The organism is Mesorhizobium sp. P2_C5_2, from assembly GCF_056404535.1.
Genome location: NZ_JBFUDV010000012.1, coordinates 1 through 15939, shown reverse-complemented (window position 1 = coordinate 15939; position 15939 = coordinate 1). Strand labels below are relative to the sequence as shown.

The following is a 15939-nucleotide window of genomic DNA, read 5'->3' as shown; positions in this document are numbered from 1 at the left end:
TTTTACGACATTTTCCACTCAATTTGCGATTTGTTCGCGTGATAGTGGAAAAGATAATCCAAGATATTGTTATTTAACAGTTTTCCACTATGGTATTTGAATTGACACTTAAGAGTGGAAAACCAATGCTGAGAGAGTTGACCGGCGAGCAACGGCGCCAACTCATAGACACGCAGCAGGTCTACGAGACCTGGCTGCATGCCGATGCCGAGCGCCAAAGGCGCTTTGCAGGCAGCATGCGCTGGGTCGAGCGCAACGGTGGTGAATACCTTTTGCGGAAAGTCAGGCAGATCGAGACCTCACTTGGACCGAAAGGCAATCAGACGGAGAAGGCGTTCGCCGCGTTTTCCGAGGGCAGGGGGCAGAACAAGGATCTGCTGGCTGGTCTGTCCGATCGCCTGAACGGCCTGGCCAAAGTCAATGTGGCAATGGGTTTGGGCAGGGTGCCGGCCATCGCCGCACGGATATTGCGGCGGTGCGCCGAAACAGACCTGCTGGGCAAGCAGTTGCTGGTCGTCGGCACGAACGCGCTCTTCGCTTACGAGGCTCTGGCGGGTGTCCAGGTCACAAGCGGTCTCACGGCAACCGGCGACATCGACCTGCTCTTCGATTCCCGCCGTCGCATCAGCTTCGTGACCGGCGAGAGGGTAAGCCAGTCCGGTCTGATAGGCGTGTTGCGTAAAGTGGACAGGTCTTTCAAGCCGCTCCAGCCCCGGGCCTTCAGGGCAACGAACCGTGATGGCTATCTGGTCGACCTGATCCGCCCACAGGCAAGACACGTTCTCAAGGAGAAGGCCCCTACCTCGATTACGCCGCTTGCCGATGACCTCGACAGCGCACCCATGGAGGGGCTGCAATGGCTCGTCAACGCACCGAAGGTGGAGGCCGTGGCGATCGATGAGCGTGGCTATCCCGTACGCATACCGACGGTTGACCCTCGGATGTTCGCTCTGCACAAGGCTTGGCTGGCCATGCGGCCTGATCGATCTGCGGTCAAGGCGGTGAGAGATCGCGAGCAGGCGGAAGTGGCTGCACGCATTGCCACGGACTATCTTGCCCTGCCACTGGACAGCGAACATCTCAAGGGGCTTCCGGCGGCGCTGCTCGACGCTGCGGCCGCGACACTCTCGCTGGCTCGCCCGAGCGGCCTTTCCGAAGACTCTCCGATTGAGCCCGACTGGTAGAGGCCGCGCACCTTGCGCCATGCTACGAAAATAGCATTCTCGCCGCGCGAAATGTGATGCTAGGCTCCCGATGCACCCAAGGCGGAGGGGTTGCCAAGAAGAGGAGTGGCGGGCGCGACGGCCCGAATTTTCAGCGAAAACCGGACGGAACTGTTGAACCATTGCAAGGCCGCCGCGTTTCCCGGCGTCGGCCACAAGGGAGGAACCACCTGTGAAAGCATCCTATCTCGTATCAGCCGCGCTGCTTGCGGCGACTGCGATGCCGGCGGCGGCCGGCGAAATTTCCGACGGCAAGGTCAAGATCGGCATTCTCAACGACCAGTCGGGTGTCTATGCCGATTTCGGCGGCAAATGGTCGGTCGAGGCCGCCAAGATGGCTGTCGAGGATTTTGGCGGCAAGGTGCAAGGGGCGCCGATCGAGATCGTCAACGCCGATCATCAGAACAAGCCCGACATCGCCTCCAACATCGCACGCCAGTGGTATGACACCGAACAGGTCGATGCGATCATGGAACTGACGACATCCTCGGTGGCGCTCGCCGTCCAGGGGCTGTCCAAGGAAAAGAAGAAGATCGACATCGTCACCGGCGCCGCATCCGCCGACCTGACCGGTAAGCAGTGCTCGCCCTATGGCTTCCACTGGGTCTACGATACCCATTCCCAGGCGGTCGGCACCGGCGGTGCGCTGGTCCAGCAGGGCGGCGACAGCTGGTATTTCATTACCGTCGACTATGCCTTCGGCTATTCGTTGAAGGAGCAGACCGCAAAGCTGGTTGAATCAGGCGGCGGCAAGGTGCTCGGCGAAGTGCGCTATCCCCTCGGCTCGACGGACTATTCCTCCTTCCTGCTGCAGGCGCAGTCCTCCGGCGCCAAGGTCATCGGCCTTGCCAATGCCGGTCTCGACACGTCCAATACCATCAAGCAGGCGGCCGAGTTCGGCATCGTCGCCGGCGGCCAGCGGCTGGCAGCGCTTCTGTTCACGCTTGCCGAAGTGCACGGCCTCGGCCTGCAGGCCGCCCAGGGTGTGGTGCTGACCGAAGGTTTTTACTGGGACCGCGACGACAAGAGCCGCGACTTCGCCGACCGCTTCTTCAAGCGCACCAACCGCATGCCCAACATGGTCCAGGCCGGCACCTATTCGGCGGTGCTGCAATATCTGAAGGCCATCGACAAGGCCGGCACCGACGAGACCGAAGCTGTCGCCAAGCAGCTGCATGAATTGCCGGTCGACGACGTCTTCACCGCCAACGGCAAGGTGCAGCCCGACGGCGCGATGGTGCACGACATGTATCTCTACCAGGTCAAGAAGCCCGAAGAGAGCAAGAAGGACTGGGACTACTACACCTATCTGGCGACCATTCCGGGCGACAAGGCCTTCATCAAGGCCGAAGACAGCGGCTGCCCGCTCGTCACCAAGTGACGACGGTAGAAGCTGTAGCCGCCCAGTCGGACGGCACAAAGGACACGCCGCGGGTGGTGCTCTCCGCCCGCGGCCTGCGGCGTGATTTTGCCGGTTTCGTCGCCGTCAACAATGTCGACCTCGACGTCCATCACGGCCAGATCCATGCGCTGATCGGGCCGAACGGCGCCGGCAAGACCACGATCTTCAACCTGTTGACCAAATTCCTGCAGCCGACCAGCGGCAGGATCGAATTGTTGGGCAACGACATCACCCGCACCGGGCCGGCCAAAGTGGCGCGCATGGGTCTCGTCCGCTCGTTCCAGATCTCGGCGATCTTTCCGCATCTGAGCGTCCTAGACAATGTCCGCGTTGCCCTGCAGCGTCCCAGTGGGCTCGGCTTCCAGTTCTGGCGCTCACTCTCGGCGCTCGACGAGCTGACGCCACGGGCACGCGAACTTCTCGACATCGTCGGCCTCGACGATGTCGCGCATCGTCTGGCCGGCGATCTCTCCTATGGCCGCAAGCGCGTGCTCGAGATCGCCACCACGCTGGCGCTCGATCCGAAAGTGCTGCTGCTCGACGAGCCGATGGCCGGCATGGGGCACGAGGATGTCGGCACGATTTCCGGCATCATCCGCTCGCTGGCCAAGGACCGCGCCGTGCTGATGGTCGAACACAACCTCACCGTCGTTGCCGACCTCTGCGACTGGATCACCGTGATGCAGCGCGGCCAGGTGCTCGCCGCCGGCGACTACGCGACGGTCAGCCAGGACGAGCGCGTCCGCATCGCCTATATGGGGACCGAGCATGAGTGAGCCGCTGCTTGCCGTGCGCGATCTCCATGCCTGGTATGGCGAGGGCCATGCGCTGCATGGCGTGAACATCGATGTCTTCCGCGGCGAGACCGTGACACTGCTCGGCCGCAACGGCGTCGGCAAGACCACAACGTTGCGCGCCATTATGGGGCTGGTGCGCAAGCGCAGCGGCAGCGTCACCTTCGACGGAAGCGACCTGATGCGCCTGCCGCTGCATCGTGTTGCCCATAAGGGCCTGGGCTTCGTGCCGGAGGAGCGCGGCATCTTCGCCACGCTCACCGTCGATGAGAACCTGATCCTGCCGCCGGTGGTGGCCAAGGGCGGCATGAGTGTCGAGGAAATCTTCGATCTCTTCCCCAACCTCAAGGAGCGCCGCAACAGCCCCGGCACGAAACTCTCCGGTGGCGAACAGCAGATGCTGGCCATCGCCCGCATCCTGCGCACGGGCGTGCAGATGCTGCTGCTCGACGAACCGACCGAGGGCCTCGCGCCGGTCATCGTCCAGCGTATCGGCGAACTGCTGGCGACCTTGAAGAGGCGCGGCATGACCATCCTGCTCGTCGAGCAGAATTTTCGCTTCGCCGCCCGCATCGCCGACCGCTTCTATCTGATGGAGCATGGCAAGGTGGTGGAGGGTTTTGCCGTAAGCGAGCTTTCTGCTCACACCGAACAGCTGCACGAGGTGCTTGGGGTATGACGCCATGACGATGATCTTCGGCATCCCCGTTCAGGCCTTGCTCGGCCAGATGCTGGTCGGGCTGATCAACGGCTCCTTCTACGCAATGCTGAGCCTCGGTCTGGCCGTCATCTTCGGCCTGCTGCGCATCATCAATTTCGCCCATGGCGCGCTCTATATGCTCGGCGCCTTCATCGGCTATCTGATGCTCGTCCATCTCGGCATCGGCTACTGGCCGGCATTGGTCCTGGTGCCGCTCGTCGTCGGCGTGTTCGGCATGGCGGTGGAGCGCGTAGCGTTGTCGCGGCTCTACCGGCTCGATCCGCTCTACGGCCTGCTTTTCACCTTCGGCCTGGCGCTGGTCATCGAGGGCGTGTTCCGCTTCTATTACGGCGTCTCAGGCAACCCTTACGCCGTGCCGTCTCAACTCGCCGGCGGCACTAATCTCGGCTTCATGTTCCTGCCCAACTATCGCGGCTGGGTGGTGGTGGCTTCGCTCATCGTCTGTATCGGCACGTGGCTGCTGATCGAAAAGACCAGGCTCGGTTCCTACCTACGCGCGGCGACCGAAAATCCCGAACTGGTGCAGGCCTTCGGCGTCAACGTACCGTTGCTCCTGACGCTCACCTACGGGCTGGGCGCGGCTCTTGCGGGGCTCGCGGGCATCCTCGCAGCGCCCGTCTATCAGGTCAGCCCGCTGATGGGCTCGGATCTGATCATCGTCGTCTTCGCCGTCGTCGTGGTCGGCGGCATGGGCTCGATCCTCGGCGCCATCGTCACCGGCTACATGCTCGGCCTCGCCGAAGGCCTGACCAAGGTGTTTTACCCCGAGGCATCGAACCTCGTCGTCTTCGTCATCATGGCGATCGTGCTGCTCTTGCGCCCCGCCGGCCTGTTTGGAAGGGATGCCTGAGATGAGCGAGGCGACCCTTCACGAACAGCGTGCCGCCGCTTCCGTGCGGCTTGAGCGGGTACTGATAGCATTGGCCGTACTGGCGCTCATCGCCGCGCCCTTCTTCGTCTACCCGATCTTCCTGATGAAGATGCTGTGCTTCGCGCTGTTTGCCTGCGCCTTCAACCTGCTGCTCGGCTACACCGGTCTGTTGTCCTTCGGCCACGCCACTTTCTACGGCGCCGCCGCCTATTTCTGCGCCTACGCCGTCAAGGCATGGGGCTGGCCACCGGAAGCCGGCATCCTGCTCGGTACCGCCGGTGCGGCTGTGCTCGGGCTGGTCATGGGCTTCCTCGCCATCCGCCGGCAAGGCATCTATTTCTCGATGATCACGCTGGCGCTGGCGCAGATGTTTTATTTCTTCTGCGTCCAGGCGCCGTTCACCGAAGGCGAGGACGGCATTCAGGGCGTGCCGCGCGGCACGCTGTTCGGCATCGTCGATCTCAACGTCCCCCTCAACATGTACTTTTTCGTGCTCGCCGTTTTCCTCATCGGTATTTTCGCCGTCTGGCGCATCGTCAACTCGCCCTTCGGCATGATCCTGCGTTCGATCCGCGAGAACGAAAACCGCGCCATCTCGCTCGGCTATTCGGTCGGCCGCTACAAGCTCGCCGCCTTCGTCATGTCGGCCGCGCTCGCTGGACTCGCCGGCGCCACCAAGGCGATCGTCTTCCAGTTCGCCACGCTCACCGACGTCACCTGGCAGATGTCGGGCGAGGTGATCCTGATGACGCTGCTCGGCGGCATCGGCACCATGGTCGGTCCTGTCGTCGGCGCCGGCCTCGTCGTCGGGCTGGAAAACACGCTTGCCACCTCGGGCTTCCCGGTGACCATCGCCACCGGCCTGATCTTCATGATCTGCGTGCTGGTCTTCCGCCGCGGCATCGTCGGCGAACTTTACGCACGGTTTCTGGCGCCCGCTGACGGTGGCCGCGATCAATAAGTGATGGTTACCACCACCGTGTCGGTATAGACGCCGGCCGAGGGCGTGGTCTGCGGCGGCACGCGGCCGTAGACGGTGAGCGGCTGCGCCGCGCCGGTCCCGGTGCCGGCGACCGTGCTTCCCGGCGTTCCCGCATCGCCCCAGGGCTGCGTGCGCGCATTGTCCTTGTAGAGGCCGTAGGTGACCCGCTCGGCGCCCTTCGACATCTTGCGGTTGGTCGGCGTGCCGCCCGTCGTCCCGCCATTCAGCGAGACCGTATAGGCGGTCGACGGCGTGCAGGTAACCGAAACCTGGCCGGTGGCATCGACATTGGCGTCGAGCACGCCCTTGGGGCCGAAATCGATGTTCTGGGTGGCGACCAGGCAATTGGCCGGCACCGTGGCATTGACGGTGAACGTCGGAGACGGCGCCGTAAAGCCGAACCCGGTGTTGCAGCTGTTGCCGAGTAGGTCGTTCTGGTAGCGAAACTCGAGCTGGCTGCCGGAAAACGTCGACAGATAGGTGCCGGGCGGAACCGTCGACTGACCGCCGGTCACCCGGCCATAGATCGTTGCGGTGCCTGATGCGTTGCCGATCAGAACGGGCAGCGCGATGACCGGTGGGCGCGATGCATAGGGCCAGGCATAGGAACCCCACACGACGCTCATTCCGGCGTCCGAATAGAGCTGGTAGTTGAGGCTGTTGGCGCCGCTCGCCATCTGCCTGGCTGCCGCCGACGTCGCACCCCCGCTGCCGGCGCCGATATGCGGACAGACCAGGATGCGCACCAGCCCGCCAGTGCAATTGATGTTCAAGGTCGCCGTCGCGGTGGCAGCGGTGGCCGACAGCGTGTCGATGAGGCCGAAATTGATGTTGGTGACGCTAAAGCTGCAGCTCTGCGCGCGGGCCAGCGATGGCAACATCGCCACCAGCATGGCAACGATTGCGGCGCGCAGCATTTGGCCTGGCATTGTCATTGGCACACCACGTCCTTGATCGTCACTTGCCGGCCGCGCACCGCCTCGAAGGGGAAATTTGCCCGGCACGAACTGCCGTCGCCGCGATCGACCAGCACTGAATTCTGCCGGGCGAGGCGCTTGATGTAGGCCTGCCCGTCATAGCCGACGACGAAGTCTTCCGCGGCGCCGTCGAGGCGTCCCGACAGTCCGGCTTCGAGCGGCGTTCCGCTCGCATCGACCAGGGTCACCAGGGCGGCCTGCGCCGCCTCCGATACGCCGAACTTCAGCACCACGCCGTTGCGGTCGGCCGGGACGACGGTCTCCTTGGTGGTCGGAACATCGGCATCGACGGGCAGATTCTTCGGGTCGATGGAGACCGTGTTCAGCTCATAGGAATTGAGACCGGTGACCAAGATGCGGCCTTTGCTGTCGGTCTTTCCGACCGGCCTGTTCTGATGCAGCACCTCGACGTCAGGCGTGCCGACATCGACGACGGCAAAGGCATCGTCGATGCGGTTGGTGGCGAACACGCCGCCGCCGGCGACCGCGATGGCACCGTCCATCTGTCCGGTCACGCGAAAATCCTTGTCGAACTGCTGGGCGGCGGCCGCCAGGCGCGCAAACAGCGCCCGATAGCTGACCGATGCCGAGCGGTTGGGCGTTTCACCTTCCGACGTGCGCAGCCGCCAGCCGATGCTGCCGACCTCCGCCTGTTCGGACTTGGCCAGGTCGGCAACGACATTGAGGCCGTCAGGCCCTTGCTCGACGCCTGTCGAGGCTGTGATGTCGTCGTTGAACGGGATCGAAAGCCCGGCGAACACGCCGTAGCTGCTGTCGTCGTCGAGATCGGCAAAGGCCGTGGCATAGAACGTGCTACGCTTGAAGATCGCCTGGCTGTAGGAGAGCCCGACGATCTGACTGGTATCGCCCTCGGCGCTCTTCAAATGGGTATAGGAGAGGTTGAGGCTGGAGAAATCGATCGGCATCGGCACGCTGAGCGTCACCTGGTCGATCGCGCGCGGCACGCCGGCGCTGAAATGGGCGAAGTCTTCGGGGTCGAGAACCGGCTGCGCCGTCACCGAGGCGATGTCTTCATAGCCGCCGAAAGCCCGCTGCATGTGCGCGTTGACCGCCCAGCCGTCATAGCCGAATTCGACGCTGGCATCGACCAGCGAGCCGGTGCGCCCGTCATGATGGCTGCCCGCCACCGCCGCCGACGCCGCACCATAGGGGCCCAGCGGAAAGGCGGCGCCAATGCCGCCATTGATCAGATCAGCACCTCCCTCGGCATGGGCTTCCAGCGTCAGCTGGTCGGTCAGGCCATAGCGCGCCGTGGCGGCGCCCATGACGCGACCGTCATAGTCGTCGGAGGCGATGCCGAAATTGCGCCGTGCCATGCCCGCCTCGACGGAAAAATCGAGCAATCCCTGGCGCAGCAGCATGCTGGAGGCATAGAACGGCAAGGTGGCGGTGGTCTCGCGGCCGAGGCTGTCGCGCAGCACCACCTGCGCCTGCCCGGCGCCGGTGAACACCGGCAGATTGGTGACCTGGAACGGCCCGGGCTGGATGTCGCCGGAATAGGTGCGCACGTTTTGCGTATAGACTTCGAGTGTCGACGGCACCGCCGCCGTGCCGCCGAAGGACGGCAGCGGCAATGTCACCAGATCCGAACGCAGGCTGAAATTGCGCTGCGCCTGGATGCCGCCGAGATAGACGGGCCGCGTCCACGACAGGCCACCGGAGACGAAGTCGCCGGCCCGGTAGGTCATCAGCCGGTCGGGATCTGAATAGCTCCAGGTCGTGTTGAGCCGCGTGAAGCCGCCGAACCTGCCGTCGGAATAGCCGGCGATGAACGACTGGCCGAGCGTTCCATAAGGGCTGAAAACACGCGTGTCGAAGCCGCCCGAGATGCCCTGGAACAGTTCGTTGTCGCCGTCGAACAGTGTGTTGGAGCTGGCAAAAAGCGAGTAGTTGAGCACCGCGCCGTAGCCCGATTGCGGCGCCGGCCGGTCCTGCAGGCGCAAGCCGAGATCGACGATGCGCGCCTCGCGGCTGTCATTGGCGGCGGTGACGTAGAGGCGCTGCGCCGCCTCGTCGATCTGGAACGACACGTCCGCCAGCTGGTCGAGCCTGACCAGGCCGCCAGCGTCGGCGGCACCCTCCGGCGGCTTCAGCCCGACTTCCTTCAGCTCTTGCGGCGTCGCCGCCAGGCCGCCATCCGGCATTTCGGTGAAATTGCCGATCAGTTTCGTAGAGGCGTCGTTGATGAAAACCTCCAGATAGAGGCTGCGGCCGGCAGGCAGAACGGGATCAGGCTTTTCGGGGTTCGTCACGGCCGGCAGCTCTTGCGAATTCACTGCCGGGCAAGGTGTGAAAGTCGCGAGCGCGACGATAATCGCGGTGCTAGCGGCCCTTGACGGCAACTTTGGCATCGAAGGGTCCAAGATCGCTCTGTGCCTTCAAAAGCACGGAGCCCGCGGACAGTGATTTGCTGCTGCCGATCGGCCACTGCATGGTCGCGCCGCCCAGCACATAGCCGACAAGCCCGTTTCGGTTGCCGAGCTTCTTGCCGCCCTGGGTCAGCGTCAGGTTGGACAGGCGAAAGCGGCTCTCGCCGCTGTTGCTGGCGGTCAGCATCAGGCTGCCGCCATTGCGCGAAAGGCTCCACGCGATCGCCGGCGCGGCTGCGTCGGCGTTGCGGAAAAACACCGGCACCGAATAGCGCAGCGCCAGCGCAACCGTGCCGGCCCTCTTGCGCGAGGGGTCCGGCAGTTCGTCGACGATGACGCGGTAGCTCTCTTCGGCCCGCACCGGCGCCTTGCTGACCCGCACGACGCGAACCACGTATTGGGCGTTGGGTCCGAGCTTGGTCGATGGCGGGCTGGCGACCACGTCCGTGGTTGGCGTCAGCGTCTCGATGCCGCCGGACTGGCTCCATGCGAAGACCCTGATCTGCACATTGATCGGCCGCTTGGTGTCATCGTTGCTGAGGTTGAGGACCGCCGCGCTGTCGGGCGCGATCAGCTCGAGACCTGTCGGCGCCACTCTGAGCGAAGCGGCGTGTGAGAGACCGGCGCACAGCAACAGAACAGCCGTGGCGCCTATGCATGAAAGCATGGATCGCATGTCGTCCTCGTATTGGCGTCGTTGGTCAGTAGGTTACGGTGATCGCAACGGTGTCGGTGTAGACGCCTGCCGCCGGCGTCGTTTGCGTTGGAACACGGCCATAGACCGTGATGTTCTGCACGCTGCCATTGCCGGTTCCCGAAACCGTTTCGGTGGGAATCGTTGTTCCCCAGAGCTGCGTGCGGGTGCTTTCCCTGTAGATCGTGTAGTTGATTGTCGCCGACGCCGGTCCGGTCATCTTGCGGACCGCGGTGGTCGCGCCCGCGCCAAGCCCGACACCCAGACCCACATCGTAGGTCTTGCCGGTCGTGCATTGCACGCCAATGGTGCTTGTCTGGTCGACATTCGCATCGATGACGCCGTGCGTGCCGAAATCAAGATCGCTTGCCGTCTGGACCTTGCATTCGTCGATAATGGTGATGCGCACCGTCATGTTGCCGGACGCGGTGGCGGCGATCGCGGGCAGGGTTGAAAACAACGATGCTCCCGCCAGCAGCGCGCATTTCAGCATTCTCATGCGTATGTCCCTCCGTCGGGCAGACCATTCCGCGCACACAGTCTTGACCCGGATTTCACCCCTGCAGCTCCTCCCGCTGCATACTCCGCAATGACATCAACGATATCGGTAATGTCAAAGCGAGCTGCGCAATGATTATTCCAGCTTAGATTCGGATTCCAATAGATGAATAACTTCAATGGGTATCAGATGATTTTGGTTAAGATTTGGTTAATAGGGATAAAATCGACATTTTCTGAAGGTCAAAATTCGTCTATCGATAATTTATTTTAGTTGTTTTGCTGAAAATGCGAAGATCCAAGGCGGATTATCTTTATTTGATAGAATCTGATTTGGCGTCTCGTATTATCGATTATTTCGCGGCGTATTGGCGACGCCAAGCGGCCGTTGCCGCGCCGCTGGGGTCCGCATAGCCCAAAACGCTGTTCCGGCCTGCCCAAGCCCGGCGATCGTGTTGCCAGGGCCGCATTCCCCAAAACCGTGTTCCGCCCAGCCCAAGCATCGCCGTCCCGGCTGCGATAATCCACCGCCGTCGGATCGCGGGGGCCACATGCGAATCATTGTTGCCACGCTCGCCCCGGTTTCCTTGGGCAGCGCATCGGCCGGGCGGGAGATGCGCATGTTGTCCCTTGGAGCCATGATCGCACACCGGTAGCGGCGCGGACCGACTGCCAGACGTCAAGAAAGGGAAGAACGATGAAGAAAGACCTATGAAAGCCGAACCTCGAAAAGCGCCAGAAGCTGTCCTCCGTGACGGCAGGTGTCGCGCCGTCGGCCGGCGAGCTCTGAGCTGAAGTCTTGCCTTCAACGGCAAGACAATCGAACCATCAGGATAAGGAGAATGGCCATGGATCAGCACGCGAACCCGTCACCGGGCTTCAGGCGCAATCCGGGCAAGGTGATCACCGTCGAGCCCTTCAACGGACGCGTCGTCGTGTTTGCCAACGGCACCATCATCGCGTCATCGGCGAAAGCCAAAATGGTGATCGAGCCGCCCCATCCCTTTAGCTTCTACATCCCGTTCGAGGACATCGACTTCCGCAAGCTCAGGAAGACGGAGCTGTCGACGCTGTGCCCCTACAAGGGCGATGCCAGTTACTGGAACGTGCTGCCGGCGGGCGAGGCGGGCAAGGACGCGATGTGGGCCTATGAGCAGCCATTCGACGAGATGGCTGGGATTCGCGACCACGGCGCCTTCTATCCCGACCGGGTCACCATCGACGCCGCGCCGCACTGAGCGCGCGTCATGACTGTCGCCCAAAAGTGCGCCGCGTTTTTGGAGCCAACGACATTGCATGAACAGAGGAATTTTCAGGCTAGCCAAAGCTGCCGTCACCCGAGGGCGCAGCGGTTTTGCGGCAACGGCATGCCGAAACGAAGACAAAAGGTCATGGACGAAAAGCAGAGAGCCATCCTCGACGAAATCCCGCGTCTGCGCCGCTATGCGCGCTCGCTGCTACGCGACCGCGATTCCGCCGACGATCTCGTCCAGGACTGCCTGGAACGGGCGCTGCTGCGGCTGGACAACTGGCAGACGGGAGAGAGCCCGCGAAAATGGCTGTTCACGATCATGCATCATCTGTTCATCGACCAGATGCGCAAGGTGAACCGGCGTGGCGAGGCCTCGATGCTGCCGCTGGAAGCCGGCGAGGTGCAGGCCTCGCCCGCCGATCAGTTGGAGAACGTCGCCGCGCGTGAGATCATCGACGCGCTGCAGGCGATCAGCCCCGACCGCCGCGCCGCCCTGACGATGGTCGCCATCGAAGGTTTTTCCTATGCCGAGACCGCCGAAATGCTCGGCGTGCCGGCCGGCACGCTGATGTCGCGCATTGCCCGCGGCCGTGAGGAACTGCGCGGCCTGCTCGAGGACAATGCGCGCCGCCGCGCGATAAGGATCGTCGAGCCCAACCCGGGCCGGGCGACTCCAATCAGGGCGCCCATGGCGTGATGAACCCCGATCGCTCGATGACGCAACACCGCATGATACGATCCCATTGCAGGCTTTGCGCCCGGTACGGGCACGCATCCGGTAACGGTTTCTTGTCTGCTTTCGTGCACAATGGCAGCGATGGGGTGGACGAAACCAGGGCATGGCTGAAGAGAAAAGACGCAACGGCGAGTTCTGGGCGCTGGCGCTCGAATGCGCCCATCTCGGCGTATGGGACTGGGATATTTTGAGCGGCGACTGCTTCTATTCGCCGACCTGGTCGCACATGCTCGGCTATGACGATGGCGAGCTTGCCGACACCAGCGATCTCTGGCTGAAGCTGACGCATCCCGACGACCGCGAGCGGGCGCTGGCCAGCGGCGAGCGCCACATTTCCGGCCTGACCGCATCGATCGAGACCGAGCTGCGCCTGAAGCACAAGGACGGCCACTGGATCTGGGTGCTGGACCGCGGCGGCATTGTCGAGCGCGACGAGACAGGCAAGCCGGTCAGGCTGATGGGCGTCCAGACCGACATCAGCCGGCAGAAAGAAGCCGAAGCCGAACTGGAGCGGGTCAATGTGCGTTTTCGCCTGGCTTTGGCGGCCAGCGGCACCGGCATCTGGCATCACGATATCGACGCCAACAAGAGCTATTGGGACGCCCGCACCAGGGAGATCTTCGGCCTCGTCGCCGACATCGACGAGGTGACCGCCGATCTCTGGCACACCTATCTGCACCCTGACGACAAAGTCGCCACCGAGCGCGCCCATCTGGCGCCGCTTGCGTCAGACGGCGTCGTTGCCTCGCAATACCGCATCATCCGGCGAGACGGCGAAATCCGTCATGTCGAATCGCTGGTGCGCTTCATCGCAGCCCCGGACTCCGCGGGCCAGATTCTCGGCACCGTGCGCGACATCACCGAGGACAAGAAGCGCGAACGCGAACTCGCCTATGCCGCTCACCACGATGCGCTGACCGGCCTGTTCAACCGCGCCGCCTTCGACCGGCTGCTGGCCGAACACATCACCACGGAGCGGCTTCTGCCGCTGGCGGTGTTCTATGTCGATCTCGACTACTTCAAGGCGCTCAACGACTTTGCCGGCCACGCCGCCGGCGACCTCGCGCTGAAGGGCGTCGCTGCCGGCATACTGGGCTGCCTGCCGGCATCGGCGCGCGCCGCGCGCCTCGGCGGCGACGAGTTCGCGCTGCTGGTTCCCAATTGCCAGCCGGCCGCGGCCGAGGCGCTGGCCGGCGCCATTCTTGCGGCGGTCCGCGACGCTGACCTCGGCCTGCCGGCGACGTCGCGCAAGCTCGCGGCCAGCATCGGCATCGCCTTCGTCGATGACACCACCACGACGGTGGCCGATGCGCTGGCCTGCGCCGACGACGCCTGCTATGCGGCCAAGGCGGCCGGGCGCAACCGCTTCGCGGTGTTTTCGGCCGACGCGGCATCGGGTTCCGGCGGCCTCAACGCGGCACGTGTCGCCGCCGATACCGTCGACGCGATGGATGATGGGCGGCTGAAACTGTTCGGCCAGGAGATTCATCTGCTTGGCAAACCCTGGCGGGAGAGCCGTCATGTCGAAGTGCTGGCGCGGATTGTCGGGCGCAATGGCAAGCTGATCCCGCCGGGCGAGTTCATTCCGGTCGCCGAGCGCTTCGGCATTGCCTCGCGACTCGACCGCTGGATCATCAGGACCGCGCTGTCGCGGCATGGCCCGGCCATGAAATCGGGCGCCATCGCGCTCGGCTTCAACCTGTCGGCGCAGACGCTGAGCGACCCGCTGCTGTGGGATTTCGTCGACGCCGTCATCGCCGAGACCGGGGCGCCGCATTCCGGCATCGGCTTCGAGATCACGGAGACCGCCGCCGTCACCAATTTCGATGCCGCCGAACAGTTCGTGCGCAAGGCACGCGAACGGCAATGCCGCGTCAGTCTCGACGATTTTGGCGCCGGCATGAGCTCGTTCGAATATCTGCGGCGCTTTCCCGTCGATCAGATCAAGATCGACGGTTCTTTCATCGAAAACATCGCCCAGAACAGTTTTGACCGCGAGATCGTCTCGGCGATATCAGGCATTGCCAGAAGCCTCGGCTGCTCCGTGGTGGCCGAGAAGATCGAGCAGCAAGCCGCGCTCGAAATCCTTGAAGGCATGGGCGTCGCCTACGGCCAGGGGTTCCTGCTGCACCGGCCGGAGCCGCTGGAGGCGATTGTGGCAAGGGCGAGCGCCGAGGCGCCGCACAAGCGGTTCGGCTGAAGGGCCGAACCGCGTCGGGAAGTGCGGTCAGCTCAACCGGCGTCTGCCTTTTCCTGCTTGCGCAGTGCTGCCTCCTTCTTGCGGCGCAGCACCTCGTCGGTACCGACAAGGTCCTTCGAACCGCCCGAAATGGAGGTCGAGACGACGGCCGGAGGATCGCTGGCGGGAAAGCTGTCCTCAAGGCCCGATTGCAGCTGCTCCTCTAGCGTGTCCGGGTTCTCGGAGCGACCCTCCGCGCGGCGCTCGCCAATGGCCTCGACATCGCTCTTGCTGTCGGGGTGATCGCGGGCCTCCTTCATCGTCGTCACAACCAGCTCGATGGCAAACTCCTTCATTGCCTCGGCTTGCGGTTCATCGACGTCGGAGCCTTCGATCAGGCGTATCAGCGACTTCTCGACATCGCCCAGTTCCTTGGTCCCCTGGCAACGCGCCAGCCGCTTGGCCAGGGAACTGACGAGCAGCGGGGCGAAGGTCGAATAGGCTTGCCGGCGCGTCTCGTCGACTTGCTCGGGATGAAGCTTTTGCAGGGACATGGTTGCTTGACTCCACTCAGGACCGTCCTGCCAGCGGCGGCTGCCGATGGCCCTTAGGAAACTGAGGGGAGGGCAAGTGGTTCCATGCGGTGGCCGATGGCGTCGCAGTGTTCAGCTCCAGAACAGGCGCCGAACCACGAGCCGAGAAAGGATATCCGCATTCGGAGATGTCGACGGCCGAGGGCAACCGGTCAGCCGGCTTTTGGCTGGCCCTTGGCTCCGTCCAGCGACGCCAGTTCGTCGAGCATGGAAAGAGCAGCGCTTGGCTTCGAAGGCTTCAGCAAGCCCTGTTGGGCGGCCGCATTCTTGAAAGCGGCAAAGGCGATGTCGGGGCGGCAAGTGCCGTTCAACGCGTCATCCACCAGCCTGACGGCCGCCTTGTAGGCCTCCGCTTCCTTGTTTTTCCATGTCCCGCCCAGCGCCTTCCTGGCGTCGGCGATCGACGACACCGTCATCGAACTGCAATCCACGAATTTGATCGTCAGGGGCAGAAATCTGCTCATCGGAAACTCACCATCCAAACCATTCCCGCGTCCGCCACAAAAGCCCGACGAAAGGCGCGACCAGAAAGGCAGCGGCGCCCAGGACCAGAATGTTTGTTGATACCGATTTCATGGATAACCTCCGCAAAACGCGATCGCCATAACGAGGAAATCGCAGAGTAGT

The 15939-nt window shown here is 63.4% G+C and carries 15 protein-coding genes; 9 read left to right on the top strand and 6 right to left on the bottom strand.

The annotated features are described in order from the left end of the window. Positions 1-125 precede the first annotated feature (125 nt). From AC1D1B_RS30070 to AC1D1B_RS30045, 6 genes are all read left to right on the top strand, one after another. Positions 126-1184, top strand: a complete 1059-nt coding sequence (locus AC1D1B_RS30070) for a GSU2403 family nucleotidyltransferase fold protein (protein WP_477337021.1) — start codon at positions 126-128, stop codon at positions 1182-1184. Positions 1185-1443: 259 nt separating this feature from the next. Then, positions 1444-2604 (top strand): ABC transporter substrate-binding protein, encoded by a 1161-nt coding sequence (locus tag AC1D1B_RS30065; protein WP_477337098.1) that lies wholly within the window; start codon positions 1444-1446, stop codon positions 2602-2604. Further along, positions 2601-3401: an ABC transporter ATP-binding protein gene (locus AC1D1B_RS30060; RefSeq protein ID WP_477337019.1), complete on the top strand. Its 801-nt coding sequence runs from the start codon at positions 2601-2603 to the stop codon at positions 3399-3401. Before AC1D1B_RS30065 ends, AC1D1B_RS30060 begins: the two co-directional genes overlap by 4 nt. Further along, positions 3394-4098, top strand: a complete 705-nt coding sequence (locus AC1D1B_RS30055) for an ABC transporter ATP-binding protein (protein WP_477337018.1) — start codon at positions 3394-3396, stop codon at positions 4096-4098. The genes AC1D1B_RS30060 and AC1D1B_RS30055 overlap by 8 nt, the downstream gene beginning before the upstream one ends. Positions 4099-4102: 4 nt before the next feature. Continuing rightward, on the top strand, positions 4103-4990 hold the full coding sequence (locus AC1D1B_RS30050; protein WP_477337016.1) for a branched-chain amino acid ABC transporter permease: 888 nt from the start codon (positions 4103-4105) through the stop codon (positions 4988-4990). Between the two features lies 1 nt (position 4991). After that, positions 4992-5972 (top strand): branched-chain amino acid ABC transporter permease, encoded by a 981-nt coding sequence (locus AC1D1B_RS30045; RefSeq protein WP_477337014.1) that lies wholly within the window; start codon positions 4992-4994, stop codon positions 5970-5972. On the opposite strand, the gene AC1D1B_RS30040 is transcribed toward AC1D1B_RS30045, so the two are convergent. The 4 genes from AC1D1B_RS30040 to AC1D1B_RS30025 are packed head-to-tail and all read right to left on the bottom strand — an operon-like array spanning position 5966 to position 10553. Next, positions 5966-6910, bottom strand: coding sequence for a Csu type fimbrial protein (locus tag AC1D1B_RS30040; protein WP_477337096.1), 945 nt, complete (start codon positions 6908-6910; stop codon positions 5966-5968). The two genes, AC1D1B_RS30045 and AC1D1B_RS30040, sit on opposite strands and share 7 nt — an antisense overlap. A gap of 14 nt (positions 6911-6924) precedes the next feature. Next, on the bottom strand, positions 6925-9342 hold the full coding sequence (locus AC1D1B_RS30035) for a fimbria/pilus outer membrane usher protein (protein WP_477337012.1): 2418 nt from the start codon (positions 9340-9342) through the stop codon (positions 6925-6927). Beyond that, positions 9314-10036, bottom strand: a complete 723-nt coding sequence (locus tag AC1D1B_RS30030; protein ID WP_477337010.1) for a fimbrial biogenesis chaperone — start codon at positions 10034-10036, stop codon at positions 9314-9316. The genes AC1D1B_RS30035 and AC1D1B_RS30030 overlap by 29 nt, the downstream gene beginning before the upstream one ends. A 25-nt stretch (positions 10037-10061) precedes the next feature. After that, positions 10062-10553: a Csu type fimbrial protein gene (locus AC1D1B_RS30025; RefSeq protein WP_477337008.1), complete on the bottom strand. Its 492-nt coding sequence runs from the start codon at positions 10551-10553 to the stop codon at positions 10062-10064. An 847-nt stretch (positions 10554-11400) separates the two neighbouring features. Here AC1D1B_RS30025 and AC1D1B_RS30020 point away from each other — a divergent pair. The 3 genes from AC1D1B_RS30020 (at position 11401) to AC1D1B_RS30010 (ending at position 14740) form a co-directional block, all read left to right on the top strand. Then, positions 11401-11790, top strand: coding sequence for a DUF427 domain-containing protein (locus tag AC1D1B_RS30020; protein WP_477337006.1), 390 nt, complete (start codon positions 11401-11403; stop codon positions 11788-11790). 153 nt (positions 11791-11943) lie between these two features. After that, complete coding sequence (locus AC1D1B_RS30015) at positions 11944-12501, top strand: RNA polymerase sigma factor (protein WP_477337004.1); 558 nt, start codon at positions 11944-11946, stop codon at positions 12499-12501. 142 nt (positions 12502-12643) lie between these two features. Further along, a complete protein-coding gene (locus AC1D1B_RS30010) occupies positions 12644-14740 on the top strand; it encodes an EAL domain-containing protein (RefSeq protein ID WP_477337002.1) in 2097 nt (698 codons plus the stop codon). A gap of 32 nt (positions 14741-14772) precedes the next feature. Here AC1D1B_RS30010 and AC1D1B_RS30005 read toward each other — a convergent pair whose 3' ends face one another. Then, positions 14773-15273 carry a hypothetical protein gene (locus tag AC1D1B_RS30005; RefSeq protein ID WP_477337000.1) on the bottom strand — a complete coding sequence of 167 codons (501 nt, stop codon included), beginning with the start codon at positions 15271-15273 and terminating at the stop codon, positions 14773-14775. Between the two features lie 191 nt (positions 15274-15464). After that, on the bottom strand, positions 15465-15776 hold the full coding sequence (locus AC1D1B_RS30000) for a DUF982 domain-containing protein (protein WP_477336998.1): 312 nt from the start codon (positions 15774-15776) through the stop codon (positions 15465-15467). Positions 15777-15939 lie beyond the last annotated feature (163 nt).